The following is a 22687-nucleotide window of genomic DNA, read 5'->3' on the forward strand; positions in this document are numbered from 1 at the left end:
TACGACGCACAAACGATGCATGTTGCTTGCGTCGATTGTGCGTCCAAGACTGAAGGACGACCGCCTCGGCACACGACCGCCGGACCCCTCCGGCTCCGGCACGTCGTCCGGCAGAAGGAACAGGACCATGAGCACGATCACGCGACCTCGCGACCACCTGCGACCGCCGGCCGAGGAGAGGCAGCAGGAGGCAGAGCTGACCCGTGGCCTCTTCGCCGCCGACGAGCGCGTGTTCGCCACGATCTACCGGCAATGGAGCCCGCTGGTGCGGACCATGGCCACCCGCACCCTCGGCGACGCGCGCGAGGCGGAGGACGTCACCCAGCTGGTCTTCCTGGCCGCCTGGCGGGGGAGGAGCGGATTCCGGCCCGACAAGGGCCCGCTCGGCGCCTGGCTGGTCGGCATAACCCGCCGCAAGATCGTCGACGCGCTGGCGGCCAGGACCCGGCGGCTCAGGCTGATCGACGCGGCGGCCGACGCGTCGACCGCGACCGCACTGCGGCGAGGTGACGCCGGGCCGGACTCCGTCCTGGACCGTGTGCTGCTCGCCGACGAGATCTCCCGCCTCCCCCTGCCGCAGCGCCAGGTGCTGCGCATGGCGTTCTACGAGGACCTGACCCAGCGCCAGATCTCCGAGCGCACCGGCCTGCCCCTCGGAACGGTGAAGAGCCACGCCCGCAGGGGCCTGCACCGGCTCCGCCACCGGATCGAGCAGAACCGCCCGTCCGACACGGACGAGTAGGTCCCGGCCCGAACCGGTCCGCATCCGCCGGGGGCGCCACACCGGAAACGACAACGAGACTTCGCAACACGGCGGAGCCCTCTTCCGAAGGACTGATCCTCATGACCTCTCGGACCCCCCTCACCCTCGTGGCCTCAGCCGGCGTCTGCGTGTTCGCACTCGCCGCCGCCGCACCCGCCATGGCCTCCTCCGCCCAGGACGAGAAGGCCATGGTGTCGGTGTTCCACGGCGTACCCGGACTTGACGTCGACGTCTACGCCAACGGTGATGAACTGCTCGGCGACTTCAAGCCCGGCACCCTCACCGAGCCGCAGTCGCTCGCCGCCGGCACCTACGACATCCAGGTCTTCGCAGCCGGCGAAGGACCCGGCGGCACCCCGGCCGTCGAGAAGTCGATCGACGTGCCGGCGGGAGCGAACGCGACCATCGCCGCGCATCTGTCGGCCGACGGCAAGCCGCAGCTGACCGCCTTCGTCAACGACATGTCCGCGCTCGAAGCGGGCAAGACCCGCCTGACCGTCCGCCACGTCGCCGCGGCTCCCGCCGTGGACGTCCGGGCAGGCGGACAACCTCTGTTCACCGGACTGGAGAACCCGAAGCAGGCCACCACCGAGGTCGACGCGGGCGCCGTCTCCGCCGATGTCGTGCTGGCCGGCACGGACACCGTGGCCGTCGGCCCGGCCGACCTGGACCTCAAGGAGGGAACCGGCAACGTCGTCTACGCCTGGGGCAGCGCCCAGGACAAGAACCTGGCACTCAAGGTGCAGAGCTTCAGCGGCATGGAATCCGCTTCCGGGGCCGACGGCGCGGCCGTCCCCCGGAACTCGTCCCAGCCCTGGCTCGCCTCGGCCGCCGCGGCCGGGGTGGTCGCGGTCCCCGGTCTCCTCGTCGCCCGCCGCGCCGCCGGACGGCGTGGCTGACACGGACTCTCCCCGCGCATCCCTGCGGGGCACCGCGGGGACAGAGGCGCCGTCGCCCGTGCCATCGCGCGGGCGACGGCGCCCGACGTCCTACGGCCGCCGCGGTGTTGCGCGGACGCGCCCGCGGCTTGCCAGGCGCAGCGGAGCACCGGCCGGCTCGGGGTCCTGAGCAGGCTCGGGGTCCTGAGCAGGGGAGCCGCTCAGCACGCGGTGTGGTCGGGGTGATGCTTGGTGCGGCGTTCTTCCTTCATCTCCGCCTCGTAAAGGTGGTCCCGGCCGTCGGCGAGCTCGCTGCGGATCTCCTCTTCGAGCTGCTGGAAGGGCCGGTAGTAGGTGGCGTTGTATGCCTCGATGATCTGGAACGTCCAATGATCGGGAATGACGTTCCGGCCGAGGACCTCCCTCTCCACACGGTCGGCCTCCCGGCCGTGACCGGCTTCGCGCAGGAGGCGCACCGCGTCGTCCAGAACGAGGTCCGCGCTGCCGGTGAGCTGGTGAAAGCTGTAGAGGGCGCCGCGGGCCCGCTCGGTCGTCTCCAGAGCCTTCGACAGCGCCCCCAGCGCTTCGACCGTCGCCCTGGTCACGCCGGAGGGCCGCCGGTGCCGCGAGTCCGGCCGCTCGTGATCAGAACTCATGCATCTCCCTTCCCGCTCTTCTCCCGCTCTTCGCGCCGGTGACTTCGGGTCCGCGGTGCGGTCGGTCGCGAGGGCGCGCGTGAGTGCCACTCTTCCCTCCGCGTGGGTTCAGGCCGAACGGCCCGCGCGGCCGTTCACCCGCTCGTACCAAGGAGCGGTCGGCCGCCGGCCCGGCAGGCGCGTGATCCACCGCGCTGCGACCGGGCGTCCGGGTGTCCGGGCGTCCAAGGGGCCATGGATCCGTTCCGTCACCGGTCCGGTCATCGGTCCACCGTCACCAGCCCCGCTCCGAGCTCTGCTGCTGCGGCACCACGACCAGGAACGCGTCCGAGTCCAGGTCCATCACGACCTCCGCAGCCAGACCCTCGTCCCTGCGGTGACGGGCGTATTCCTCCGCCTGCCGACTGCCCCGCGGATCACCCGCCGGGAACTTCTCCAACACTGTGCGGCGCATGACGCACTCCCTCGTCTCTCCCGCTCCAACGACGGTCCCCGGCCGGTGTCACGGCCCGGCCACAGTTGGAACGGCTGACCGGCCAACCGGTTCCGGTACCGGGTTTGCGTGGCAGGGTGTTGCGGGCAATCCACTGTGGGCTACGGAAGAGGGGGACCCGTGATCGTCTGGATCAACGGTGCGTTCGGAGCGGGCAAGAGCACTACCGCACGCGAACTGATCGACCTGATCCCGAACAGCACACTGTTCGACCCCGAACTGATCGGCGCGGGCATGCGGCACCTGTTGCCGGCCAAGCGGCTGGCCGAGGTCGGCGACTATCAGGACCTGCCCATCTGGCGGCGGCTCGTGGTGGACACGGCGGCGGCGCTGCTCGCCGAGTTGGGCGGCGTGCTGGTGGCGCCCATGACCCTGCTGCGGCAGGACTACCGTGACGAGATCTTCGGCGGTCTCGCCTCCCGCCGGATAGCGGTGCGGCATGTGCTGCTGGCACCTGCTGAAACGATTTTGCGCGAACGAATAGCCGCCCGTGAGGCGTTCCCCGACGATGCGGAGGAGAGCGAACGCGTCCGACGATGGGCCGTCGGGAACATCGAGCGCTATCAGGCCGCGCTCGGCTGGCTGGCCGGCGACGCGCACGTCATAGACACCAGCCGCCTCGGCGCCCGGGCCGTCGCCGCAGCCGTCGCGGACGCCGTCCGCACGGGCGCGGCGCCCGCCAGCGACATCGTCCAGACGCCCGAACCGGCGGCCGAGACCCTCGCCGCCGGTGTGCTGCTCTTCGACGAACACGACCGGGTGCTCCTCGTCGACCCGACCTACAAGCCCGGCTGGGAGTTCCCCGGCGGCGTCGTGGAGCGCGGCGAGGCGCCGGCCCGCGCGGGCATGCGGGAGGTCGCGGAGGAACTCGGCATCGAACTGACAGAGGTTCCCCGGCTGCTGCTCGTCGACTGGGAGCCTCCCGCGCCGCCCGGCTTCGGCGGACTGCGGCTGCTGTTCGACGGCGGCCGGCTCCCCGAGGGCGACGCCGCACGCGTACTGCTCCCCGGCTCCGAACTCCGCGGCTGGAAGTTCGCCACCGAGCACGAAGCGGCCGGCATGCTGCCGCCCGTCCGCTACGAGCGGCTGCGGTGGGCCCTGCGGGCCCGGGAGCGTGGAACGGTCCTCAACCTGGAGGCGGGCGTCCCGGTCGGCGGTTCCTGACGGCTCACGGTCCCCTCGGCGGCGCGCCGCGCCCAGGGCGGGGCCGAGCGGCCTGCCGGGCGTGGACGAACGGCATTCGGGTCACGGGACGCGGCGTACGGCCACCGGGCGGGACGTGGCGTACGGCAACCCAGGCCCGGGCCCAGGAGGCGGCGCACGGCAACCTGGGCCCGGGCCCAGGACGCGGCGAACGGCCCCGGGCACTGGACGTGGCGAACGGTTCCGGGACCCGGCGGCACCGGTCGGGCGGACGCGCCGGGCGCTCCGGCAGCCACGGGGCGCGGCGCGCGGCCCGGGCTCGGGACGTGGCGAACGGTGCCGGGACCCGGCAGACGGGTGGGGCGGCGCTCCGGCGGTGCCGGGCAGCGGGCTCAGGGTGGCAGGAGTTCGAGGGGGGCGGGGCCTTGGCCGCGGGCCGGGCCCTCAGTCGGTGGTCGCCTCGGCCGCGGCCAGCAGCACCGCCGCGGCGTCCTCGGTGAGCGGGTCGCCGTGCCCGAAGCAGACCGTGGAGGGCGCGAGCGACGCGAGGCGCCGCATCGACGCCCGCGCCGCAGCCCGGTCCACGTTGAACACCCCCAGCATCACCTCGCCGACACCGGCGACGCAGTCACCTGTGAACAGCACCCCGTGGACCGGCAGATGGAGACCGATCGAGCCGTCGGTGTGGCCGGGGGAGTGCACCACCCGCGCTCCGCCACCGAAGTCCAGCACGTCGCCGTCCTCCAGCTCGCGGTCCACCCGGGTCGGCGGCGCCGGCGGCACGGTCAGCCCGTGCTCGTACAACGGAACCTCCCAGTCCAGCAGGACCGGTTCCGGTACGGGCCGCTCGCCCCGCACCACCGGGGCGTCCAGCCGGTGGGCGAGGATCTCGGAGCCGTGCCGCTCCGCCAGTACCCCGGCCGCGCCCACATGGTCGCGGTGGCAGTGGGTGAGGACGATCCGCCGGACGCGCGCCGGGTCCAGCCCGGCACCGCGCAGCCCCTCCTCCATCAGCGGTGCGCTGCCCGCGTGTCCGGCGTCGACCAGCGTGAGATCGTCGCCGTCCCGCCACACGTACGCCTGACCGATCGGGAAGCGGAACATGTACAGCCGGGGCGACACCTGGATGAAGTCCATGCGGCGAACCTACGCAGGCGCACGGCCCGCCGCACGGATCTCTGCTCTCGGCAGATCCTCGGGTCAGCTCCGCTTCGACCGGGCGTAGTTGGCGAGGAACAGCGCCTCGGTGACCGACATCCGCTCAAGCTCAGAGGGCGACACGCTCTCGTTCACGGCGTGGATCTGCGCCTCCGGCTCGCTCAGGCCGATCAGCAGGATCTCCGCCTGCGGGTACAGAGCGGCGAGTGTGTTGCACAGCGGGATCGAGCCGCCCATGCCCGCGGCCTGCATCTCCTCGCCCGGGTACGCGACCTTCATCGCCTCGGCCATCGACGCGTACGCGGGGCTCGTCACGTCCGCGCGGAACGCCTGGCCCTGGCCGATCTGCTCGACCGCCACCCGCGCGCCCCACGGCGTGTGCGCCTCCAGATGGGCGGCGAGCAGCTTGTTCGCCTCCGCCGCGTCCTGGCCCGGCGGCACGCGCAGGCTGATCAGCGCCCGCGCGGACGCCTGTACCGACGGCGTCGCGCCGACCACGGGCGGGCAGTCGATGCCCAGCACGGTCACGGCCGGCCGGGCCCAGATCCGGTCGGCGACCGTGCCGTCGCCGATCAGGCCCACCCCGTCGAGCACCTTGGCGTCCCTGCGGAAGTCGTCCTCCGGATAGGCGAGCCCGTCCCAGGTCGCGTCCGCCGCGAGCCCGTCCACGGTCGTCGAGCCGTCCTCGTCCCGCAGCGAGTCCAGCACCCGGATGAGGGCGGCCAGCGCGTCGGGGGCGGCGCCGCCGAACTGCCCGGAGTGCAGGTTCCCCCCGAGGGTGTCGATCTGCACCCGCAGCAGCGTCATACCGCGCAGACTGGCCGTGACCGTGGGCAGACCGACACGGAAGTTGCCCGTGTCGCCGATGACCACGGCGTCCGCGGCCAGCAACTCGGGGTGGGCCTCCGCGTACTGCTCCAGACCGCCCGTGCCCTGCTCCTCGGAGCCTTCCACGATCATCTTGATGCCCACCGGCACACCGCCGTTCGCCTTGAGGGCGCGCAGGGCGAGCAGGTGCATGATGAAGCCGCCCTTGCAGTCCGCGGTACCCCGCCCGTACCAGCGGCCGTCCCGTTCGGTCAGCTCGAACGGCGGTGAGATCCACGCCGCCTCGTCCAGCGGCGGCTGCACGTCGTAGTGCGCGTACAGCAGCACGGTCGGGGCGCCGGCCGGGCCGGGCAGGAAGCCGTAGACGGACTGGGTGCCGTCGGGGGTGTCCAGGACGGCCACGTCCGTGAAGCCCTCCGCGGTCAGGGCGCCCGCCACCCATGCGGCCGCTGCCTCGCACTCGCTCTTCGGGAACTGGGCCGGGTCCGCGACCGACTGGAACGCCACCAGCTCCGCGAGTTCCGCCTTGGCGCGGGGAAGCAGCGACGCGACGGTTTCTGCGATCGGTACGGCGGTCATGGGCACGCTCCTCGGGGGCACGACGTTGTGCGATATGTGTACGGCGAATGTGTGGTCGATCCTCCCACAAGGGGTGGGGGGCGCCCGCGCCGTAGGATGCCGTCGAGAGCACTGGCCACAGGTCGGATCGGGAGCAGAAGTACATCGTGAGCAGCGAGAACGATGCCACCGGAGCAGAGGCGGCAAATGAGCTTGGCGACCCCGTGTGGGACGTCGTCGTGGTCGGCGGAGGGCCCGCGGGGGCGTCGGCGGCCTACGCGGCGGCGGTGACCGGCCGCAGGGTGCTTCTGCTGGAGAAGGCCGAACTGCCCCGCTACAAGACATGCGGCGGGGGGATCATCGGACCGTCCCGCGACAGTCTGCCGCCCGGCTTCGAACTGCCGCTGCGTGACCGGGTTCACGCGGTGACCTTCTCGCTCAACGGCAGGCTGGCCCGCACCCGCCGCTCCAAGCGGATGCTCTTCGGGCTCATCAACCGCCCGGAGTTCGACGCGGGTCTGGTCGAGCAGGCGCAGAAGGCGGGAGCGGTGCTGCGCACCGGCGCGTCCGTGTCCCGCGTCGAACAGCACGGACCCGCCGTGCCGGACCGGCGCACTGTCGCCGTGGTGCTGTCGGACGGGGAGACGGTCCTGACGCGCGCGGTCGTCGGCGCCGACGGCAGCGCCGGCCGGATAGGCGCACATGTCGGTGTGAAGCTCGAGCAGGTCGATCTCGGGCTCGAGGTGGAGATCCCGGTCCCGGAGACGGTCGCGGAGGACTGGGAGGGCCGGGTCCTCATCGACTGGGGTCCGATGCCCGGCAGTTACGGCTGGGTGTTCCCCAAGGGGCGGACGCTGACGGTCGGTGTGATCTCGGCGCGCGGCGAAGGGGCCGCGACCAAGCGGTACCTGGAGGACTTCATCGCCCGGCTGGGTCTCGCCGGCTTCGAGCCCGCGATCTCCTCGGGCCACCTGACGCGCTGCCGCAGCGAGGATTCGCCGCTCTCCCGCGGCCGGGTCCTGGTCTGCGGCGACGCGGCCGGGCTGCTCGAGCCCTGGACCAGGGAAGGCATCTCGTTCGCACTGCGGTCCGGACGGCTCGCGGGGGAGTGGGCCGTGCGGATCGCGGAGGCCCACGACGCCGTCGACGCGCGCCGGCAGGCGCTGAACTACGCGTTCGCCGTCAAGTCGGGGCTCGGCGTCGAGATGGCGGTCGGGCGGCGGATGCTCACCGTCTTCGAGCGGCGGCCGGGGCTGCTGCACGCGGTCCTGACCGGTTTCCGCCCGGCGTGGAAGGCGTTCGCGGACATCACCCGCGGGTCGACGACGCTGGCCGGCCTGGTGCGCACGCACCCGCTGGCCCGGCGTGCGCTGGACGTCCTGGACAAGCGGGCGGCGTCGCAGCCGGCGCCCTGACCGGTCGGCGGGGGCGGGGGCACGCCTGGCCGGGGGCTCCTTCCGGGGCGGTTTGCGGCTGGGTCCGGGCCATGGTCCGGCGTGGTTCCGGCGTAGCCGGTACGGCTCGGGCCGGCAGGTCCGGTCCGGTACGTGTCCGGCCGGTGAGCGGCCCGGTCGTGACCGATGGGTCACGTCCGACCGACACGGTCCCAAGCGGTACGCGGCTGCCCGGGCCGGCAGGTCCGGTCCGGTACGTGCCCGGCCCGGCGCACCGCCCGGCCCGGCGCACCGCCCGGCCCGGTGAGCGGCCCGGTCGCGGAGCGCGGCGCCCGCGCGCCCGGCGTCCCCGTGCTCGCCGCCCTGGGCCGCACCCCTCGGTGAGGGGCTCAGCCGGTCACGGTGATCCGGAAGACGGGGTGCCGGTGGGCCGCCGCGAGGAGTTCCTCGTCCGTGGAGCGGGCGTCGACCTCGCCGAAGAAGCGGCCGACCTCCCAGCCCCAGCGCTCGAGGTAGGTGCGCAACAGCTCCGGCTTCTGGTCGTCGGGCAGCTCCACGGCGGTGAACTGCTGTGTTCTGCGGCCGACCTTGAGTTGCCCGCCACCGGCGGCGCGGAGGTTGCGGACCCACTGGGAGTGGCCGCGGGCGGAGATCAGGTACGGGCCGCCGTCGTAGGGCAGCGGGTTGACGGGGATCGCCCGCCACTCCCCGCTGGTCCGGCCGCGTACGGACAGCTCCGCCGTGCCCATGAGGCTGATGCCCCGGCGGGCGAGCCAGCCGACGGCGTTGTTCAGGATCGTGTCGAACCGGTTGGGCTTGATGTAGTGCGCCTTCGACATGGCCTTCTCCCGTGTGTGGACCGTGGACCGGTTCGTCGGTGTTCCTGAGCGTGACCGGTGCTTCAATTCGAGAGCGCCGCTCTCGCTTGAGAACAGTGTGCATGTGGCGGCGCTCCAAAGCAAGAGCACTGCTCTCGTTGTTGGCTACTGCTCTGCAACGTGACAGAGTGTTCCCCCATGAGCACCATCCGAGGGGCCAGGGAACGGGCCCGCACCGAGATCACCGCCGCCATCAAGAACGAGGCCCGCGCGCAGCTCGCGGCAGAAGGCGCGGCCAAGCTCTCCCTCCGAGCCGTCGCCCGCGAACTCGGCATGGCCTCGTCCGCCCTCTACCGCTACTTCCCCAGCCGCGACGACCTGCTGACCGCCCTGATCATCGACGCCTACGACTCCGCCGGAGCCGCCGCGGAGGCCGCCCTCGCCGCGGCCCCGCCCGACGCCGGCCACTGCGCCCGCTGGACCGCCGCCTGTTCCGCCGTACGCGCCTGGGCCCTCGACCACCCGCACGAGTACGCACTCGTTTACGGCTCACCCGTCCCCGGCTACAGCGCACCCCAGGACACAGTCGCCGCGGCCTCCCGTGTCCCCCTCGCGCTCGTCTCCGTCCTCCGCGACGCCCACCGCACGCACGGTCTCGCTCTGCCACCGCTGTCCGGTGGGATGCGTGCGGAAGCGGAGCGCATGGCCGCGGACATCGCCCCCGACCTGCCGCCGGCCGTCGTCACCGCGATGGTCGCCGCCTGGTCCCATGTCTTCGGGACGATCTCCTTCGAGCTCTTCGGCCACTTCAACAAGGTGGTCGAGGACCGGGAGGCCTTCTTCGAGCACACGGTCACCCGGATCGCCCACGAGGTGGGACTGCGTCCTCAGGCCGCCGGCACGTCACCGGGCATCAGCGCCGGGTCCTGACGCAGCACCCGCCCGCGCAGGGCGCGCAGCGCACGGGAATCCGCTGCTGCGCCCAGCGGCGCCGCACCGCCTCCGGCCACGGTCCCGTGAGCCCTCGGCGAGCTCGCCGAGGGGCCCACAACGCCTCGCCCTGCGAGGCCGGTTCGCCGGCCCTGCGCGGATCCCCCGCCTCCTGCACCGCCGGCGCCGCAGGCATCGGCGCACGCCGCTCCCGCACGTCGTCGATCTCCACACCCGTGAGCCGGTGGCCGCTGCCCGTCGCCGTGCGGCCGGCCGGCCGCGTGAGCCGGTGGGCGCCGCGCCCGCCGCGCCGCGTGCATCGCCAGGGCCGGGCTCCCCGGGGGCCGCAGGCCTCAACGAGCCCGGCGACGCGTACTCCCCAGGGAGTACGCGTGATCGCCACGCCCGGCTGACGCCCGGCGGGACCGCGCCGGTCTAGCGTGGCCGCATGGAACAGCAGAGCACCGGAAACCGCGGAGGCCCGCCCTGGTCACACGGCGGGCCGCCGTGGATGCGGGCTTTCCTGGACCGGCACGACAGCGCACGCCTCCCCTGGCTGTCGACCGTCGCCCTCGCCGTCTTCGTCATGGTCGGCACGGGCTTCGCCGCCGAGGGTCAGCAGGACACCCGCGAGCCGCTAGACGTGTTCGCGCGTGTCCTCCTCCTCGCCGGCCCGGCGTTGCTTCTGCTGCGCAAGCGGTACCCCGTCGTCACCGTCTTCGGCGTCTGCGCCATCGCGTTCGTGTACTTCGCCGCCGGCTATCCGTACGGGCCGGTCTTCCTCACCATCGCCGTGGCCTGCTTCGCCGCGATCGTCGCGGGGCACCGGCGCGCCGCCTGGTGGGCCATCGGCCTGCTCTGGGCCGGGCACCTGCTGATCGCGCACCGGCTGTACCGGTACCTCCCCCCGGGCGGTGACGACGCCGCTCCCTGGGGCCAGGAGGTGTTCATCACCGCCTGGGTGATCGCGATCGTCGCCGCGTCCGAGCTGGTACGGGTGCGGCGCGAGGTCTGGGCACGGGAACGCGCCGAGCGCGCCGCCGCCGAGCGACGCCGGGCGGACGAGGAACGGCTGCGCATCGCCCGCGAACTCCATGACGTGCTCGCGCACTCGATCTCCGTCATCAACGTCCAGGCGGGAGTCGGCCTCGCGCTGCTCGACTCCGACCCGGAGCAGGCCCGCAGCGCCCTGACCACCATCAAGGCGGCGAGCAAGGAGGCCCTGGGCGAGGTGCGCCAGGTCCTCGGCGCACTGCGCGCACCCGGCGACGCGCCCCGCGCGCCCGCCCCCGGCCTCGACCGCCTGCCGGAACTGGTCGAACAGGCAGCCGGCGCCGGCCTCACCGTCCACGTCGAGCGGGTCGGGGAACCGGCGGCGCTCGCGCCCGGCACCGACCTGGCCGCCTTCCGCATCGTCCAGGAGGCCCTGACCAACGTCGTACGGCACTCGGGCTCCCGCACCGCGCGCGTACGGATCGCGCACTCGCCCGGCAGGCTCGTCCTCCAGGTCGACGACGAGGGGCCCGCGACCGGCTCCGACGCCGGCGGCAGCGGCAACGGCCTGATCGGCATGCGGGAACGGGCCGGCGCACTCGGTGGCACCATCGAGGCGGGTCCGCGGCCGGACGGCGGTTTCCGGGTCCTCGCCGACCTTCCCGTGCAGCCCAAGGAGTCGCCGTGATCCGTGTAGTGCTCGCCGACGATCAGATGCTGGTCCGGGCCGGTTTCCGGGCGCTGCTGGACGCCCAGCCCGACATCGGGGTCGCGGGCGAGGCGTCCGACGGCGAGGAAGCGGTGCGCCTGGTGGGCGAACTGCGCCCGGACGTGGTGCTCATGGACATCAGGATGCCCGTCATGGACGGCCTGGCAGCCACTCGCCGGATCACCGGCGACGAACGCCTGGCGGACGTGAAGGTGGTCATGCTCACCACCTTCGAGCTCGACGAGTACGTCTTCGAGGCCATCCGCTCGGGTGCCTCCGGATTCCTGGTGAAGGACACGGAGCCGGAGGAACTGCTGCGTGCGGTGAGGGCCGTGGTGGAGGGGGACGCGCTGCTGTCGCCCGGTGTGACACGCCGCCTGATCGCCGAGTTCGCCGCCCGCTCCAAGGGCCCGGCCGAGGCCCAGGGACTCGGCGAACTCACGGAACGGGAACGGGAGGTCATGGCCCTCGTCGGAATCGGCCTGTCCAACGAGGAGATCGCCCGCCGCCTGGTCGTCAGCCCGCTCACCGCCAAGACGCACGTCAGTCGCACCATGGTGAAACTCGGCGCCCGCGACCGGGCCCAACTGGTCGTCCTGGCCTACGAGTCGGGCCTCGTGCGCCCCGGCTGGCTCGGCTGACACCCTCGCGCCGCGCGGCACGGAAGCGGCTCTCCTCCCGGCGCCGTCACCGGGAGAGGACCCGCTCCGCGGCGAAATCCGGTACCCGGGGCGGGAGGTGACCTGCGACGCTGTGCCCGTGACCGACACGACCCCCTACGACGCCGACCGCGCCAGGTTCTCCCGCTCCGCCCTGGCCCGACTGGTCCTCTGCGACCACGCCGTGGACGTTTCCAAGAGCGCAGAGGGTCTTGTTCCCACCGGCCACGACCCGGACACCGGCCCGGGCGGCCGGGTGAGCCAGGCGGCCCAGCTCGTGGAGCTCGCGGAACGCGCTCTCGCCTCGGCGGTGATCTACGAGCGCGAGCGCGGCAGTTCCTGGGGCGAGATCGCCCAGTACCTGGGAATGGAGGCCGGCGAAGCGGAAGATCGCTTCGCCGCCGACCTCGACCACTGGAACACGGCCTTCGAGGTGCCGTACCGGCTCGACGGCACCGGCCGCAAACGTATCCCTCAACTGCCCACGGCGGCCTACGACCCCGTGTGGGCGTGCAAGCACCTCGACCTCTGGGCGTACCTCCGCCACCGCGGCACCGGCGACAAGCACGCCGTCAGCTCCGGGCTGGACACGCCGGAAGCCTGATCCGGCCGTCCCGGCGATCCCCGGCGGGGGACTACGACCAGGTGATGCCCGACTGCTCCCGCCACAGCCGCGCCAGACCGGTGTCACCGGTGATGGACACGGCGTCCAGGGGGAGCCGGTTCCACAGCGTCAGATAGAGGCGCTCCGCGGTGCCGCTGACCTCGCAGTCGGCGGGCCCCTCCTCCGTGCGTCCGGTGCGTGGCGGCTCCGGCGACAGCCGTACGGTCCACACGTCGCCCGTGTCCGTCGCCCTCACGCGCAGCACCCTGGGCGTCTCGGTGCGGACCCTGCTCTTGCCCCGGGCGTGGAACGCGGAGAGCAGTTCGTCGACGCCGTCCACGGCGAACTCCGGTGCGACCTCCCCCGGGTCGCCGCCGGCGGCGGACTGGGCGTCCGCGCGATGGACGGCCGTCTCGTGGGCCTGCCGCCGTGCCCAGAAGTGGAGCGGCGTCGGCGCGGGCAGGAACGACCAGCAGCTCACGTCCGGCGGGGCCTCGCTGAGTGCGCCCACCAGCAGCCCGTGGCCCTCACGGAACCATTCGAGCAGTTCGTCGCCGTCGAGATCCGGTTCGCCGGCTTCCGGGCGGTACTCGGTGCACCCTTCCGCGACGAAGACCGTTGCCCAGCGGTGCACCATCCCCGTGTGCCGGAGCAGGTGGCGCACCTGCCACGCCGGGCAGGTGGGCACGGCGGCGTCCGGCCCCGCCTCCTCGGCGGCGAGGGCCAGCAACTGTCCCTCCTGGACGAGCGACTTGATCAGGGCAGAGGTCTCCATGACGCCGATTGTGCCAGTGGACCGCCCGGCTCTCGAGAGGACGCCGTCAGACACCGCGCGGGCGGGCGGTGGCCGTTCTGTCCTTCAGCAGCCGGGTGAAGGCGCCGAGGGCGAGGGCCTGGACGAGTACCGCCAGGACCAGCGCCGGATACAGGAAGGCCGCGGACTCGGCCGACGAGTCGCCGAAGAACATTCCCGCGGCCAGGAGGCCGAAGATGGCGGGTGCGGCCAGGAAGAACAGCCACACACCCGCGAACGAGGCGTCCGCGTGCTGCGCGAACGCCGTGTCGACGGCGACGTGGACGGCCGCGACGGCGACGAGCGCCAGATACGCCTGGGCGGGCCGGTTGCCGAAGGTCAGTCGTGCGAGGGCGGTCAGGCGTGTGTGCATGGCTTCTCCCGTGGTGGTCGTCGCCCCATGCTGCGACGGCCCGGCCCGGCGGCGCCTGAGTACCGCTACTCAGCCGCACCGGGTACGGCGGCCCCCCGGGCGCCGTACGCGATGGCCGCCGCGCAGGCGGCCAGTACGGCCACCGTCGTCAGGGCCAGGGGCAGCGAGAACCAGTCGGCGAGGAAACCGATCGCGGGCGGGCCGAGCAGCATGCCGCCGTATCCGAGGGTCGAGGCGGCGGCGACACCGCCGGGGCCTGCGAGCTCACCGGCCCGTCCGACGGCCACGGGGAAGATGTTCGCCAGGCCCAGCCCCGCGACGGCGAAACCGGCGAGCGCCACCCATACCGACGTGGCGAGGGCGCCGATCAGCATGCCTGCGGCGGCGGTCGCCCCGCCGAGGACGAGCGTGCGGGTCTGGCCGAACCGTTCGAGCATCGCCGTGCCGGTGAGCCGCCCGACGGTCATGGTCAGCGCGAACAGGGAGTAGCCGGCGGCGGCGAGGCCCGGGTGGGCGTGCAGGTCCTGCTCGAGGTGCAGCGCGCTCCAGTCGGCCATCGCACCCTCTCCGTACGCAGTGCACAGCGCGATCACGCCGAAGAGCACCACGAGCCGTCGGGTGCGGCCCTCGAGGCGGCGCGGCGCGGGGGAGGCCGTCGGTGTCCCGGCCGCGGGCGCCCGGTGGCGGAGCAGTACGGGCCCGGCGGCGGCGGTGACCAGGAGCCCGATGCCGGTGAGGGCGAGCAGGTGGGTGGTGGGGGACAGGCCCCCGGCGACGAGGCCGCCGAGGCCTGCGCCGAGCATGCCGCCGAGGCTGAAGGCCGCGTGGAAGGCGGGCATGACGGGCCGTCGCATCGTCTTCACGAGGTCGACCGCGGCGCTGTTCATGGCGACGTTGATCCCGCCGTAGGCGGCGCCGAAGACGAGGAGCACCAGGCCGAGTGCGAGCGCGGAGTGGGTGAGCGGCGGCAGCGCCATGCTCAGGGACAGCAGTACGGCGGCGGCGACGGTGACCCGGTGGCTGCCGAAGCGGCGGCAGAGCCGGCCGGTGAGGGTCATCGTGACGACGGCGCCGGCCGAGACCCCGAGCAGGGCGAGGCCGAGGTCGCTCGCGGACGACCCGGTCTGCTGCTTGATCGCCGGGATACGGACGACCCAGCCGGCGAAGAGGAAGCCGTCGAGGGCGAAGAAGACGGTGAGGGCGACGCGGAGGCGGGACAGGAAGGCGGGGGCGGGGTCTCCGCCGGGTCCGCCCGGTACGACTGTCCGGGGTTTGTTTAGTAGCGGCACAAAGTGAGGATAGGGGGTACGGCCGCTTCCTTTCAAGGCGGCCGGATTCCCCGCACGGAAGCGCTCGCACCTCCGGGATCATGGGAGACTCGCCTCCATGAACGGCAAGGCGACGACCACCCGGACGAGACTCGAGAGGGGCCGAAGTGCGCTCGGCCCCGCCCTGGAGCTGGTTCACACCGGACGTGCGCCCACGCGTGCCGTGCTCACCGCCGAGCTCGGCGTCACCCGCGCCACCGCCGGTGCCGTCGCGGCGGAACTGGAAGCGCTCGGCCTGATCCGCGTCGACTCCCGGCCCGGCGCCGCCGCCGGCTCGCAGGGCCGCCCCTCCCACCGGCTGTCCGTCGACGACACCGGCCCGGTCGTCCTCGCCGCACAGGTGCACGCCGACGGCTTCCGCGCCGCGCTCGTCGGCCTCGGCGGCCGGATCGTCGCCACCGCGCCCGGCTGCGTCACCGTGCAGGCCGACCCCGCCCAGGTGCTCGGCGAGGTCGTCGACGCCGGCGCCGAACTGCTGCGCCGCAGCGGCCGGCGCTGTGTCGGCGCCGGACTCGCCGTGCCGTCCGCGGTCGCGGAGCCAGAGGGCACCGCGCTGAACCCGCTGCACCTGGCCTGGCCGGCCGGGGCCCCGGTTCGCGACATCTTCGCCGAGCGGGTGAGCGCGGCGGGTATCACGGGACCGGCCTTCACCGGCAACGACGTCAACCTCGCGGCCCTCGCCGAGCACCGGCACGGCGCCGGCCGGGGCGCACAGCACCTGCTGTGCGTCGCCACCGGCCACCGCGGCGTCGGCGGCGCGCTCGTGCTCGACGGGCGCCTGCACAGCGGCAGTTCGGGACTGGCGCTCGAGGTCGGGCACCTCACGGTGAACCCGGAGGGCCGCCCCTGCCACTGCGGCAGCCGTGGCTGCCTCGACGTCGAGACGGACCCGCTCGCCTTCCTGACCGCGGCGGGCCGCAACCCCGGCCCCGAGGTCTCCCTGCTGCAACGGGCCAGGGATCTGCTCCGCGGGGAGTACGACGACCCGTCCGTGCGCGCCGCGGCGGAGGAACTGATCGACCGGCTGGGACTGGGCCTCGCGGGCCTCGTCAACATCCTCAACCCGGACCGCATCATCCTGGGCGGCCTCCACCGGGAACTGCTCGACGCCGACCCCGACCGGCTGCGGGCCGTGGTCGCCGACCGCAGCCTGTGGGGCAGGAGCGGCGGCGTCCCCATCCTGGCCTGCACCCTCGACCACAACAGCCTCGTCGGCGCGGCGGAACTGGCGTGGCAGCCGGTCCTCGACGACCCCTTGGCCGCGCTCGCCTGACGGCAGGGTGCGAAGTCGCCCGCCGGCGCGTTCGCCTGACGGCCGGTCCGAAAGGTCCGCCGGCCCGATCGGCCGGCTCGGTCCGTCGGCGCTGCCTTCCGAAGGCGGCGCCGGGTGCCGGACGCTGAACGCCGCCCCCCCGCTGACGCCGCCCCCGCCGATGCCGCGCCGCCCGGCACGCCTCTCGGAGGGGCCGGTCGGCACCCGGCTGGCCCGGCGTCCGCCGCGTGCCTTGGGGCTGGCCGGGCCGTGTCCCCATGTGGCCGCGGACGTACGGGAGCCGGCCCGTCGACAGGGCGTGACCCGGACCCCCGGCGCACGCCTGCGCGGACCCGGCGCGCCGGAGGCGCCCCGTGCCCGTCCGGTGCCTCGGGAGCGCCGGGCGAGCGCGGACCGGCCACCCGTCCGGAGGCACCGTGGCCGGGTCGCCGGTGCTTTCGGGTAGGCCACGACATGTGAGCTACGACCCCGCCCGCCCGCACCGTCTGATGCGCCTGTGGCGCAAGCTGGCCGAGTCGCCGCTCGGGGTCGGCTGGAGCCGCGGCCGCCGGCTCGAACTGATGCACCGGGCCATGGGCTTCGCCGCGCTCGGCTTCCTGACGCTCGTGCCGCTGCTGATCGTCGTCGCGGCCACCGACCCGGCGAGCGGCCAGGGCTTCGCCCGGTGGATGAGCCAGGCGCTGGGGCTCGCGGAGTCCTCGCAGGACGAGGTGGAGCGCCTGTTCGGTCTGCCGCGCCAGGCGCTTCAGCGGACCACTGCCTTCGGTCTCGCCGCGCTCGCCGTCTTCGGGCTCACCTTCGGCTCCGCCGTGCAGACCACGTACGAGAAGGTCTGGGACCTGCCGGCGGCCCGCTGGCACACGATGTGGCGGCACGTCGTGTGGCTGGGGATGCTGATCGTCTACCTGATGCTCTTCGTGAGCACGCCGCTGCCCGGTGAGTCGGTGCTGTCGTTGGCCATCGGGGCGATCGGTGACCTGGCGGGCACGGTGCTGTTCTTCTGGGCGTCCCAGCGGGTCCTGCTCTGCGGACGGGTCCGCTGGCGGGCCCTGCTGCCGGGCGCTGTCGCGACCGCCATCGCACTGCTCGGGCTGCGGGTCTTCTCCCAGCTGGTCTTCTCCCCGCTGATCGCGTCGAACGCGGTGACCTACGGCCCGTTCGGCACGGTTCTCGTGGTCCAGTCCTGGCTCGTGGGCGTCGGAGTGGTCGTCTACGGCGGCGCCATCGCGGGGCGCGTCGGCCATGAGATGTGGACGAGGCGGCACCTGGCACGCAGGGGCGGGAAGCCGCAGGGGCGGCGGCCGGGCCCGCCCGCCGCGGGCCCCCCGCATCGGTGATCACCAGTGTCTGCCGCGTGGCAGCGCCGCACGCTCCGGCTGCGAGAGGTGCAGCACCTGGTAGCGGTCGCCGTCGGCCCCGGGCCGGTCGTCGGCCCACAGCGTGAGGTGCAGCAGCTCCCAGCGGCGTGGGTCGACAGCGAGCGCGGCGCAGACGACCCCGTCCAGTGCGGCGAGCCGCTCCGTCTCCCGTACGGCCTCGTCCACCAGCGGGGCGGGTGCGGCGCCCGGCGGCAGTGCGTGGCGCCGCCGGACGGCGGTGACCGGGCGGTGCCCGGCGGCGGGGCCCTCGTAGTAGGCGAGCCCCGTGGAGTGCCGTACCTCGGGCCGCCCGAAGTCGTCGACGATGCCCTGGAACCCGGGGCCCCACAGGAAGCGGTTCATGCCCTCCGGCGCCGCCCAGAGATACAGCGGCGCGTACTGGTTCACCGGCGAGTGCGCGCCGCGTTCCCGCACCAGGTACGCCTTGAGCCCGAGGCCGGGGAAGTCGTCGAGCAGATGCCCTCGGGTCGCCACCCGCTCGCGGATGATCCCCATGTCGTAGTCGGCGGGAAGCGTGATCTCGTACTGCATCACCTGCATGGCGCGCTCAGCTCCTGTCGTCGGCGGAAGGATCCAGAAGGGTGAGCAGTCCCCGCACCCCGGCGTCGAAGGCGGCCGGGGAGCCGGACGCGCGGGCCAGTACGTAGCCGCCCTGGACGGTGGCGACGATCGTCGCGGCGATGTCGGCCGGGACGAGCGCCGCGCTCAGCTCGCCGCGTTCCGTGCCCTCCTCGACGACCGACGCCAGCCGACCGCGCAGCCAGTCGAGCGTCTCTTCGACCGGTGCCCGCAGCCGGTCGTCGGCGATGACGTCCGGGTCCATGGTCAGCCGGCCGAGGGGGCACCCGCGCAGCACGTCCCGCTCGCGCAGCAGGTAGCCGGCGATGCGCTCGTACGCCGTGCCGGGGCCGTCGAGGGAGGCCGCCGCGGCCGCCCGCATCTCCTCGGCGGTGCGCCGGACGGCTGCCAGCGCCAGGTCCGGCTTTCCCGTGAAGTGGTGGTACATGCTGCCCTGGCCCGCGCCCGCGAGCTGCTGGATCGCCTTCGGGCTGGTGCCCACGTAGCCGCGTTCCCACAGCAGCTCACGAGTGGCCTCGATCAACCGCTCGGAAGTGCTCATGAGCCCACTGTACATACCAGTAGGTACAGTAGCCAGGTCCCGCAGCGAAGCAGCCGCGCGGGCCCCGCGTACTCCGCGGGTGGTACGCACACTGCCGCTGGCCGTACGACGACTCGCACCCCCTGCCGGCGGGAGCCTCGAAGCGACAAGGAAAGCGCACCGTCGCCACCCGAGGAGCTGATCGAGATGAACGCACTCGCCTATGACGGGCCCGGCCCGTGGGTCCTGTTCTTCCCGCTGATCTGGGCCGCCGTCGTCGTCGGCGCCGTCACCGTCCTGCGCCGCACCGGCGTCTGGCGCGGCCGTCCCGCGCGGTGGCAGGGCACCCGCCCGCCGATCGCCGAGAGTTCGCCGCTCGCCGTCCTCGGCCGCCGCTTCGCCGCGGGCGAGATCGACGAGGAGGAGTACTGGCGCCGCCTGTCGGTCCTGGAGGAGCAGTTCGGCCGCGTCTCCAAGGACGGTGCGGCATGACCGGCACCGTCACCACCGGGACGGACACCCGGACCGCCGCCCGGGTCGTCGACGCCGTGAAGGTCTACGGCAGCGGCGACACCGAGGTGAGGGCCCTGGACGGGGTGAGCGTCGACTTCACGGCCGGCCGCTTCACCGTGATCATGGGGCCCTCGGGCTCGGGCAAGTCCACCCTCATGCACTGCGCCGCCGGGCTCGACACCCTCACGTCGGGCTCGGCGTTCATCGGCGACACCGACCTCAGCGGCCTCGACGACCACCGGCTCACCCTGTTGCGCCGCAGGCACCTCGGCTTCGTCTTCCAGGCCTTCAACCTCCTGCCCACCCTCACCGTGGCGGAGAACATCACCTTGCCGATGGACCTCGCCGGTGAGCGGCCCGACAGCCGGTGGCTGGACGCGCTCATCGACACCGTCGGGCTGCGTGACCGGCTGCACCACAGGCCGAGCGAGCTCTCCGGGGGCCAGCAGCAGCGCGTGGCGGTGGTCCGCGCCTTCGCGGGCCGGCCCCAGGTCGTCTTCGCCGACGAGCCGACCGGGAACCTCGACTCGCGCTCCGGCGAGGAGGTGCTCCGGCTCCTCGCCGGCACCGTCCGCCGCACCGACCGCACGGTGGTCATGGTCACCCACGACCCCGTCGCCGCGGCCCACGCCGACGAGGTCGTCTTCCTCGCGGACGGACGTCTCGTCGACCGCATGGAGGCCCCCACGGCGGAACGGGTCCTCGACCGCCTCAAGGCCTTCGACGGCACCCGGCACAAAGAGCGGGAGGTGTCACCATGACCGCCACCGGCGCCTCCCTGCGCCTCAGCCGGACGTCCCTGCGTGCCCACAGGCGCCGCTTCGCGGGCACGTTCACCGCCGTGCTGCTCGGAGTGGCCTTCCTGACCGGCACGCTCGTCATGGGCGACACGCTGCGCGCGAGTTTCGACAGCCTCTTCGCCTCGGCCACCGGCGGTACGGACGCCGTCGTACGCAGTCTTGATGTCGTCACCGTCTCCGGAGAAGCCCAGGGCACCCGGCAGCCGGTGCGCACCGACCTCGTCGCCCGGATCGAGCGGACGCCCGGCGTCGCCGCGGCCGAACCCGACATCCGGGGCGCCGGCCAGCTCATCGGTTCCGACGGCGAACCGGTCGGCGGACAGGGCCCGCCCACCGTCGCCGGCAACTGGATCCAGGACCGGGAACTCAACCCGTACCGGCTCGCGGAGGGACGCGCACCGGCCGCGAGCGGTGAGGTGGTGATCAACCGAGGCGCCGCCGAGGCCGGCGGGCTGAGGATCGGTGACGCCACCGTGCTGCGCACCCCCGACCCCCTGCGTGTCACCGTCGTCGGGCTCGCCGCCTTCGGCGGCGAGGACGGTATGGGCCGGACCACGTTCACCGCGATGACCCGCGCCGACGCCGAGAAGTACCTCACCCCGAGGCCGGGAGAGGCGGCGTCCATCCAGGTGCGGGCCGGTCCCGGGACCACCCAGCAGGAGCTCGTCGACGCCCTCGGAGCCGTACTGCCCGACGACGTCGAGGCCATCACCGGAGAGCAGTCCACGCGGGAGAACCAGGAGATGATCTCCGGTCAGTTCCTGAGCCTGTTCACCACGTTGCTGCTGGTCTTCTCCGGCATCGTCCTGTTCGTCGCCACCTTCTCGATCTACAACACCTTCGCCATCGTCATCGCCCAGCGCACCCGCGAGAACGCGCTGCTGCGGGCGCTCGGCGCGACCCGCCGACAGATCGTCGGCGCCACCCTCGTCGAGGCCGCCGTCGTGGCCCTCGCGGCCTCCGCCGCGGGGCTGCTCGTGGGCATCGGTATCGCCGCCGGGCTCCAGGCGCTGTTCCCGGCCGTCGGGTTCCCCTTCCCCGAGGGCGCCTTGAAGGTCAGCGGCGTCTCGATGCTGCTTCCGCTCGCCGTGGGCCTGCTGGTCTGTCTCGGCTCCGCGTTGATGCCCGCCGTCCGCGCCGGACGCACGGCGCCGCTGGCCGCGCTGCGCGAGAGCACCGTGGAGGACTCCGCCGCCTCACGGAAGCGGGCGTACGCGGGCGGCACCCTGGCGCTCACCGGGATCGCCGCCATCCTCACCGGCGTGCTCGCCGTCCCCTCGGTCACGCTCGCCGCGACCGGTGCGGCACTCGTCCTCGCCGCGTTCGTGGCGCTCGGTCCCGTCGCGGCAGGCCGCGCCGTCCGCGTCATGGGCCGCCCGCTGGACCGGCTGCCGGGTGTGTCGGGCCGGCTGGCCAGGCGCAACGCCCTGCGCAGCCCTCGGCGCACCGCGGCCACGGCCGCCGCACTCATGATCGGCGTCGCCGTCGTTTCGTTGTTCACCGTCTTCGGGGCCTCGCTCAAGGCGACCATGGACGAGACGGTCTCCCGTTCCTTCGCGGGCGATGTCGCGGTCAGCACGCCCGCGTTCGGAGCGGGCGGCAGCGGCCTGAGCCCGAAGCTCGCCCCCGCGATCGAGGCACTGCCCGAGGTGCGCACCGCGGTCGGACTCGGCCGGGGTGTCGCCGAGGTCGACGGCGCGGGGCGCCGGCTGACCGTCACCGACCCCGCCGCGCTCGCGGACGCGTTCGAACTCGGCGAGGTGCGGGGCTCGCTCTCCGCGCTGGGCACCACCGGCCTCGCCGTGGCGGACACGGAGGCCGACGAGCACGGCTGGCGGCCCGGCTCCACCGCCGAGCTGACGTTCACCGACGGCGCGCGGCAGACCTTCACCGTCCGGGCCGTCTACGAGGAGTCCGAGCTCGCCGGCGACTACGTCGTCACCCGCGAGGCGTGGGCGCCGCACCGCGGCCAGGACTCCGACACGCTGGTCTCCGTCACCTTCGAGGACGGCGTGAGCACCGCCGACGGCACGGCCGCGGTCGAGAGGACGGCGGCGGACTTCGGCAACCCGGAGGTGCAGACCCGCGACGAGTACGCGCGGAGCGCGGCCGGTGGCATCGACATGATGCTCACCCTCGTCTACGCGCTGCTCGCCCTCGCCGTCGTGATCGCGCTGCTCGGCATCGCCAACGCCCTCACGCTCGCCGTCCACGAACGCACCCGGGAACTGGGCCTGTTGCGGGCCGTCGGGCAGACCCGGTCGCAGTTGCGGTCGATGGTGCACTGGGAGTCGGTGCTGGTGGCGGCGTTCGGCACCGCCGGCGGCCTGGCGCTCGGAGGGCTGCTGGGATGGGTGCTCGTCGAGGCGTCGGAGGGATCGGGCGGGACGGCGTTCGCCTTCGCGGTCCCACCGCTGCAACTCGCCGTCGTCGCGGCGGTCGGTCTGGTGGCGGGCGCGCTCGCGGGCCGGCGGCCCGCACGCCGCGCCGCACGTCTCGACGTGCTGCGCGCCATCGCCGCCGAATGACGTACGGCCCCCTGTCC

23 protein-coding genes are annotated in these 22687 nt (G+C 73.6%); 13 read left to right on the forward strand and 10 right to left on the reverse strand.

Annotation, left to right across the window (positions count from 1 at the left end; translation table 11 throughout):
• Positions 1–127 precede the first annotated feature (127 nt).
• Both SPRI_RS31905 and SPRI_RS31910 read left to right on the forward strand, forming a co-directional pair.
• Entirely contained in the window at positions 128–742 is a 615-nt protein-coding gene (locus tag SPRI_RS31905) for a sigma-70 family RNA polymerase sigma factor (protein WP_005320556.1), read from the forward strand.
• 101 nt (positions 743–843) lie between these two features.
• Positions 844–1662, forward strand: a complete 819-nt coding sequence (locus tag SPRI_RS31910; RefSeq protein WP_037775362.1) for a DUF4397 domain-containing protein — start codon at positions 844–846, stop codon at positions 1660–1662.
• Positions 1663–1862: 200 nt separating this feature from the next.
• Here the strand turns inward: SPRI_RS31910 and SPRI_RS31915 are convergent, their stop codons facing one another.
• Positions 1863–2297, reverse strand: a complete 435-nt coding sequence (locus tag SPRI_RS31915) for a hypothetical protein (protein ID WP_005320558.1) — start codon at positions 2295–2297, stop codon at positions 1863–1865.
• Between the two features lie 274 nt (positions 2298–2571).
• On the reverse strand, positions 2572–2751 hold the full coding sequence (locus SPRI_RS31920; protein ID WP_005320559.1) for a hypothetical protein: 180 nt from the start codon (positions 2749–2751) through the stop codon (positions 2572–2574).
• A gap of 159 nt (positions 2752–2910) precedes the next feature.
• Here SPRI_RS31920 and SPRI_RS31925 point away from each other — a divergent pair, with 159 nt between their 5' ends.
• Complete coding sequence (locus SPRI_RS31925) at positions 2911–3954, forward strand: NUDIX hydrolase (protein WP_005320560.1); 1044 nt, start codon at positions 2911–2913, stop codon at positions 3952–3954.
• Positions 3955–4377: 423 nt separating this feature from the next.
• Here the strand turns inward: SPRI_RS31925 and SPRI_RS31930 are convergent, their stop codons facing one another.
• The gene (locus SPRI_RS31930; protein WP_005320562.1) at positions 4378–5070 is read right to left on the reverse strand and encodes an MBL fold metallo-hydrolase; all 693 of its coding nucleotides are present in this window, start codon (positions 5068–5070) and stop codon (positions 4378–4380) included.
• Between the two features lie 63 nt (positions 5071–5133).
• The gene (locus SPRI_RS31935) at positions 5134–6498 is read right to left on the reverse strand and encodes a dipeptidase (RefSeq protein WP_005320564.1); all 1365 of its coding nucleotides are present in this window, start codon (positions 6496–6498) and stop codon (positions 5134–5136) included.
• Positions 6499–6644: 146 nt separating this feature from the next.
• On the opposite strand from SPRI_RS31935, the gene SPRI_RS31940 reads away from it, so the two are divergent.
• Positions 6645–7892: a geranylgeranyl reductase family protein gene (locus SPRI_RS31940; protein WP_005320565.1), complete on the forward strand. Its 1248-nt coding sequence runs from the start codon at positions 6645–6647 to the stop codon at positions 7890–7892.
• A gap of 368 nt (positions 7893–8260) precedes the next feature.
• On the opposite strand, the gene SPRI_RS31945 is transcribed toward SPRI_RS31940, so the two are convergent.
• Complete coding sequence (locus SPRI_RS31945; RefSeq protein WP_037775364.1) at positions 8261–8710, reverse strand: nitroreductase family deazaflavin-dependent oxidoreductase; 450 nt, start codon at positions 8708–8710, stop codon at positions 8261–8263.
• A gap of 177 nt (positions 8711–8887) precedes the next feature.
• Between SPRI_RS31945 and SPRI_RS31950 the strand changes: the two genes are divergently transcribed.
• From SPRI_RS31950 to SPRI_RS31965, 4 genes are all read left to right on the forward strand, one after another.
• Positions 8888–9619 carry a TetR/AcrR family transcriptional regulator gene (locus SPRI_RS31950; protein ID WP_005320567.1) on the forward strand — a complete coding sequence of 244 codons (732 nt, stop codon included), beginning with the start codon at positions 8888–8890 and terminating at the stop codon, positions 9617–9619.
• 448 nt (positions 9620–10067) lie between these two features.
• A complete protein-coding gene (locus tag SPRI_RS31955) occupies positions 10068–11300 on the forward strand; it encodes a sensor histidine kinase (RefSeq protein ID WP_182327579.1) in 1233 nt (410 codons plus the stop codon).
• Positions 11297–11962, forward strand: a complete 666-nt coding sequence (locus SPRI_RS31960; protein ID WP_005320569.1) for a response regulator transcription factor — start codon at positions 11297–11299, stop codon at positions 11960–11962. The genes SPRI_RS31955 and SPRI_RS31960 overlap by 4 nt, the downstream gene beginning before the upstream one ends.
• Positions 11963–12080: 118 nt before the next feature.
• Positions 12081–12584, forward strand: coding sequence for a hypothetical protein (locus SPRI_RS31965; RefSeq protein ID WP_053557819.1), 504 nt, complete (start codon positions 12081–12083; stop codon positions 12582–12584).
• Positions 12585–12615: 31 nt separating this feature from the next.
• On the opposite strand, the gene SPRI_RS31970 is transcribed toward SPRI_RS31965, so the two are convergent.
• The 3 genes from SPRI_RS31970 to SPRI_RS31980 form a co-directional block, all read right to left on the reverse strand.
• Positions 12616–13359, reverse strand: a complete 744-nt coding sequence (locus tag SPRI_RS31970) for a maleylpyruvate isomerase family mycothiol-dependent enzyme (RefSeq protein ID WP_053557569.1) — start codon at positions 13357–13359, stop codon at positions 12616–12618.
• A gap of 46 nt (positions 13360–13405) precedes the next feature.
• The gene (locus SPRI_RS31975) at positions 13406–13750 is read right to left on the reverse strand and encodes an SCO4225 family membrane protein (protein ID WP_005320570.1); all 345 of its coding nucleotides are present in this window, start codon (positions 13748–13750) and stop codon (positions 13406–13408) included.
• Between the two features lie 65 nt (positions 13751–13815).
• Entirely contained in the window at positions 13816–15039 is a 1224-nt protein-coding gene (locus SPRI_RS31980; RefSeq protein ID WP_037775365.1) for an MFS transporter, read from the reverse strand.
• Between the two features lie 97 nt (positions 15040–15136).
• Here SPRI_RS31980 and SPRI_RS31985 point away from each other — a divergent pair, with 97 nt between their 5' ends.
• On the forward strand, positions 15137–16351 hold the full coding sequence (locus tag SPRI_RS31985) for an ROK family protein (protein ID WP_053557570.1): 1215 nt from the start codon (positions 15137–15139) through the stop codon (positions 16349–16351).
• Positions 16352–16839: 488 nt separating this feature from the next.
• Positions 16840–17688: a YhjD/YihY/BrkB family envelope integrity protein gene (locus SPRI_RS31990; RefSeq protein WP_053557820.1), complete on the forward strand. Its 849-nt coding sequence runs from the start codon at positions 16840–16842 to the stop codon at positions 17686–17688.
• Here the strand turns inward: SPRI_RS31990 and SPRI_RS31995 are convergent, their stop codons facing one another.
• Positions 17689–18270 (reverse strand): DUF4865 family protein, encoded by a 582-nt coding sequence (locus tag SPRI_RS31995; RefSeq protein ID WP_005320581.1) that lies wholly within the window; start codon positions 18268–18270, stop codon positions 17689–17691.
• A gap of 7 nt (positions 18271–18277) precedes the next feature.
• Positions 18278–18865, reverse strand: coding sequence for a TetR/AcrR family transcriptional regulator (locus SPRI_RS32000; RefSeq protein WP_005320584.1), 588 nt, complete (start codon positions 18863–18865; stop codon positions 18278–18280).
• Between the two features lie 171 nt (positions 18866–19036).
• Here SPRI_RS32000 and SPRI_RS32005 point away from each other — a divergent pair, with 171 nt between their 5' ends.
• Genes SPRI_RS32005 through SPRI_RS32015 form a run of 3 tightly spaced genes read left to right on the forward strand, consistent with a single transcriptional unit; the run spans position 19037 to position 22670 of the window.
• The gene (locus SPRI_RS32005; RefSeq protein WP_005320585.1) at positions 19037–19321 is read left to right on the forward strand and encodes an SHOCT domain-containing protein; all 285 of its coding nucleotides are present in this window, start codon (positions 19037–19039) and stop codon (positions 19319–19321) included.
• On the forward strand, positions 19318–20103 hold the full coding sequence (locus tag SPRI_RS32010) for an ABC transporter ATP-binding protein (RefSeq protein WP_005320586.1): 786 nt from the start codon (positions 19318–19320) through the stop codon (positions 20101–20103). Before SPRI_RS32005 ends, SPRI_RS32010 begins: the two co-directional genes overlap by 4 nt.
• Entirely contained in the window at positions 20100–22670 is a 2571-nt protein-coding gene (locus SPRI_RS32015) for an ABC transporter permease (protein ID WP_005320587.1), read from the forward strand. Before SPRI_RS32010 ends, SPRI_RS32015 begins: the two co-directional genes overlap by 4 nt.
• The last annotated feature ends 17 nt before the right edge of the window (positions 22671–22687 follow it).

This window comes from Streptomyces pristinaespiralis (assembly GCF_001278075.1).
Taxonomy (GTDB): Bacteria; Actinomycetota; Actinomycetes; order Streptomycetales; family Streptomycetaceae; genus Streptomyces; species Streptomyces pristinaespiralis.

Bases quoted from the DNA above. Each gene is read 5' to 3' on its own strand.
- SPRI_RS32000 (WP_005320584.1), bottom strand. From the start codon at position 18,865: ATGTACAGTGGGCTCATGAGCACTTCCGAGCGGTTGATCGAGGCCACT.
- SPRI_RS31955 (WP_182327579.1), top strand. From the start codon at position 10,068: ATGGAACAGCAGAGCACCGGAAACCGCGGAGGCCCGCCCTGGTCACAC.
- SPRI_RS31950 (WP_005320567.1), top strand. From the start codon at position 8,888: ATGAGCACCATCCGAGGGGCCAGGGAACGGGCCCGCACCGAGATCACC.
- SPRI_RS32015 (WP_005320587.1), top strand. From the start codon at position 20,100: ATGACCGCCACCGGCGCCTCCCTGCGCCTCAGCCGGACGTCCCTGCGT.
- SPRI_RS32005 (WP_005320585.1), top strand. From the start codon at position 19,037: ATGAACGCACTCGCCTATGACGGGCCCGGCCCGTGGGTCCTGTTCTTC.
- SPRI_RS31920 (WP_005320559.1), bottom strand. From the start codon at position 2,751: ATGCGCCGCACAGTGTTGGAGAAGTTCCCGGCGGGTGATCCGCGGGGC.
- SPRI_RS31930 (WP_005320562.1), bottom strand. From the start codon at position 5,070: ATGGACTTCATCCAGGTGTCGCCCCGGCTGTACATGTTCCGCTTCCCG.
- SPRI_RS32010 (WP_005320586.1), top strand. From the start codon at position 19,318: ATGACCGGCACCGTCACCACCGGGACGGACACCCGGACCGCCGCCCGG.
- SPRI_RS31985 (WP_053557570.1), top strand. From the start codon at position 15,137: ATGAACGGCAAGGCGACGACCACCCGGACGAGACTCGAGAGGGGCCGA.
- SPRI_RS31995 (WP_005320581.1), bottom strand. From the start codon at position 18,270: ATGCAGGTGATGCAGTACGAGATCACGCTTCCCGCCGACTACGACATG.
- SPRI_RS31975 (WP_005320570.1), bottom strand. From the start codon at position 13,750: ATGCACACACGCCTGACCGCCCTCGCACGACTGACCTTCGGCAACCGG.
- SPRI_RS31970 (WP_053557569.1), bottom strand. From the start codon at position 13,359: ATGGAGACCTCTGCCCTGATCAAGTCGCTCGTCCAGGAGGGACAGTTG.
- SPRI_RS31905 (WP_005320556.1), top strand. From the start codon at position 128: ATGAGCACGATCACGCGACCTCGCGACCACCTGCGACCGCCGGCCGAG.
- SPRI_RS31990 (WP_053557820.1), top strand. From the start codon at position 16,840: ATGCGCCTGTGGCGCAAGCTGGCCGAGTCGCCGCTCGGGGTCGGCTGG.
- SPRI_RS31910 (WP_037775362.1), top strand. From the start codon at position 844: ATGACCTCTCGGACCCCCCTCACCCTCGTGGCCTCAGCCGGCGTCTGC.
- SPRI_RS31915 (WP_005320558.1), bottom strand. From the start codon at position 2,297: ATGAGTTCTGATCACGAGCGGCCGGACTCGCGGCACCGGCGGCCCTCC.
- SPRI_RS31935 (WP_005320564.1), bottom strand. From the start codon at position 6,498: ATGACCGCCGTACCGATCGCAGAAACCGTCGCGTCGCTGCTTCCCCGC.
- SPRI_RS31945 (WP_037775364.1), bottom strand. From the start codon at position 8,710: ATGTCGAAGGCGCACTACATCAAGCCCAACCGGTTCGACACGATCCTG.